The following is a 2,861-nucleotide window of genomic DNA, read 5'->3' on the forward strand; positions in this document are numbered from 1 at the left end:
CGGCGCGCCCGCGGGCCTGCTGGAGCGCTACGCCGACGGGCTCGCGCACGGCACCGGCCCCGGCCACGAGTACGCCTGGCCGGCCATCACCGATCTGAACCAGACGATCGTGGAGGCCGCCTCGATCGCGATCGCGCTGCACGAGACCCGGCCGCTGCTGTTCGACCGGCTCGACCCCGGCGTCCAGGAGCGGGTGGTGTCCTGGCTGGGCGGGATCGTGGGCAAGCGCGCCTGGCCGTGCAACTGGGTGCTGTTCAAGGTGATCGTCGAGCAGTTCCTGGCCGGGGTCGGCGGGCCGTACGACCAGGGCGAGATCGACGGGCACCTCGCCGACGTGGAGCGCTGGTACGTCGGCGACGGCTGGTACACCGACGGCGCCGGGCAGAACTACGACTACTACTGCGGCTGGGCGATCCACCTCTACACGCTGTGGTGGGCCAGGATGTCGGGCGCCGACGCCACGGTCCACAAGGAGCGGCTGCGCACGTTCCTGGACGGCTACCGGCACTTCTTCGCCCCCGACGGCGCGCCCATGCACCAGGGCCGGTCGCTCACGTACCGGATGGCGAGCCTGGCCCCGCTCTGGCTCGGCGCGATCTTCGACGCCTCCCCCGTCGAGCCGGGGACCACGCGCCTGATGGCGGGCCGCACGCTCGACCACTTCGCCGCCCACGGCGTGCCCGACGAGAACGGCCTGCTCACCCTGGGGTGGCACCGGCCGCACCTGCCGGCGACGCAGGGTTACTCGGGGCCGGCGTCGCCGTACTGGGCGAGCAAGGGATTCCTGGGCCTGCTGCTCGGCCCGGACCACCCCGTCTGGACGGCCCCGGCCACCGCGCCCGGCGACGGCGACCTCGCCCTGGCCCTGCCCGCGCCCGGCTGGCTCCTGCACCGCACCGACGGCGTCACCCGCCTGGTCAACCACGGCAGCGACGGCAACGACCCCGACAGCGCCAAGGACGACCCGCACTACACCAAACTCGGCTATTCCACGCACACCGCGCCCGAGACCGGCCCCGGCGGCCGGGCCGAGAACGTCGACAACCACCTCGCCGTGCTCCTGCCCGACGGGCGCGCCACCCGCCGCCGCCGCATCGAGCGCATCGGCATCGCCCACGGCTTCGCCGCCTCCCGCTACGCCGACGGCGAGGTCGTCGTGGAGACCGCCTCCGTGCTCGACGGCCCGTGGGAGGTGCGCGTGCACCGCGTCACCGCCCCGGCGGGCAGCGTGGTCCGCGACGGCGGTCACGCTCTCGCCTCCGGCGAGCCGTGCGCGGTCACCCTGGCCGGGCTCACCGCCTCCGTGGCGACCGGGCCAGGGAGCGGGCCCGTGAGCGGTCTGGTGAGCGGGATCGCCGGGCTGCACGGCTGGCGCACCGCCCAGGCGGCGCTGCGCCAGGACGAGAACGCGATCGGCCCGCACTCCGCCACGCCGTACCTGGTCGGCGCCCACCCGGGCGGCGCCGCGGTCTACGTCTCGGCCGTACGGCTGGGCCGCGGCTCCCCCACGCAGGCGCCTGATATCCGCGTGAAGGGCGACGAGATCTCGTGGAATGATGCCGCTGGATCAAGGGTCACGGTCGCGCTCGGCCGCGAGCCCGGCTACACCCGCAACGGACCCGTGGGGGAGCGCGTTGTCTGGACCGGCTAAACGCGTCACCATCCGCGACGTCGCCAAGCACGCCGGGGTCTCGGTGGCGACCGTCTCGCGCACCCTGGCGGGCGACTACCCGGTGCAGCCGAGCACCAGGCACAAGGTGCTGCGCGCGGTACGCGAGCTGGACTACGTGCCGAACGCCCAGGCCAGGGCCCTGTCCGTGGCCTCGCCCGGAGCCGTGGCGATCGTCGTCAACTCGGTGTCCGTGCCCTACTACGCCTACATCGCCCAGGGCGTGGAGGAGCAGGCCGCCGCCGAGGGCCGCCTGTCGCTCATCTGCACCACCGGCGGCGACATGGAGCGCGAGCTCAGCATCGTCCGGATGATGCGCGAGCAGCGCGCCGAGGCGGTGATCCTGGTGGGCAGCGTGATCCTGGACGACGACTACCGCGAACGCATGACGCACTACGCCCACGGGCTGGCCTCCTCGGGCTCGCGCCTGGTGCTGTGCGGCCGGCCGCCGCTCGGCGAGGGGGTCCCGGCGCTCACCGTCGGGTTCGACAACACGGGCGGAGCCCACGCGGTCACCGCCCACCTGCTGTCTGCCGGGCACCGGCGCATCCTCTACCTGGGGCTGCGCCCCGGTCACACCACGTCCGACAGCCGCGTGGCGGGTTACCGCGCGGCCCTCGCCGACCACCGGCTCGGCCACGACCCGGCGCTCGAGGTGCCCTGCGACTTCGACCGGGCCAGCGGGTACGCGGCCATGAAACGGCGGCTGGCCGCCGGGCACGACGACTTCACCGCGGTCTTCGCCGCCACCGACGTGATCGCCGCCGGGGCCGTACAGGCGATCCACGAGCACGGCCTGCGCGTCCCCGAGGACGTCTCCATCGTCGGCTACGACGACGTGCCCCCGGCCGAGGACATCGGGCTGACGACCGTCCACCTGCCGCACGCCGAGCTGGGCCGGGCCGCCGTACGCCTAGCCTTGTCCGGCAAGGACCCGCTGGCCGAGCCGCCGATCACGCTCGGCACGCACATCGTGGTCAGGAGCTCGGTGGGGCGCCTGCGGAGCGTGCGGTGAGAGCCGCCTTCGCGATGCACGGCGCGTTGTTCGGCGAGCTCTTCCCCGATGACGTGCGCGAACGGCTGGCCGGGCTGGTCGACGCCCCCGACGCCGTGCTCCCCCACCTCGGGGGGACGCTCGCCGACGTGGAGGTGCTGATCACCGGCTGGGGGTGCCCCCGCATCGACGCGGCCG

Annotated in this window: 3 protein-coding genes; all 3 read left to right on the forward strand. The window is 74.2% G+C overall.

Going from position 1 to position 2,861, the window contains the following annotated elements; translation table 11 throughout:
• A partial coding sequence (locus ACWDX9_RS62055; protein ID WP_449973239.1) for a DUF2264 domain-containing protein occupies positions 1-1,651 on the forward strand: 1,651 nt, incomplete at its 5' end.
• A complete protein-coding gene (locus ACWDX9_RS62060) occupies positions 1,635-2,684 on the forward strand; it encodes a LacI family DNA-binding transcriptional regulator (protein ID WP_449973240.1) in 1,050 nt (349 codons plus the stop codon). The genes ACWDX9_RS62055 and ACWDX9_RS62060, both read left to right, overlap by 17 nt.
• Positions 2,681-2,861, forward strand: a 181-nt coding sequence (locus ACWDX9_RS62065) for a hypothetical protein (protein WP_449973241.1), incomplete at its 3' end; no start/stop codon positions are given. The genes ACWDX9_RS62060 and ACWDX9_RS62065, both read left to right, overlap by 4 nt.

The sequence above is a fragment of the Nonomuraea sp. NPDC003201 genome, assembly GCF_053590415.1.